At 35.8% G+C, this 204-nt stretch carries 1 protein-coding gene; it reads left to right on the top strand.

Annotated elements, in window-relative coordinates:
* The coding region (locus QVO88_RS10290) for a hypothetical protein (protein WP_288178007.1) at positions 1-204 on the top strand (204 nt) is incomplete at both ends.

Here is a 204-nt window from a genome sequence, read left to right as displayed (position 1 = left end):
AATTATGCTTAAAGGCAAAAACGGCGGAGGAATAGTTAATGTTCTATGCATTGATTTAAGTCAAAGTAATCTTGATTACGACATGGAATATATCCTTGAAAACTTCGGGGATTACTATTTCGGACAGACCTCCGCACAGATGAGCGGTATCACTGAGGATGATTTTGTGTCAAATTATCGTATGACAACAAATGTATATTCAAA

The organism is Ruminococcus sp. CAG:57 (assembly GCF_000435935.1).
GTDB classification, from domain to species: Bacteria; Bacillota; Clostridia; order Oscillospirales; family Ruminococcaceae; genus Hominimerdicola; species Hominimerdicola aceti.
The sequence above is the reverse complement of the archived record's forward strand: the minus strand, read 5'-3'. Positions and strand labels throughout refer to the sequence as shown.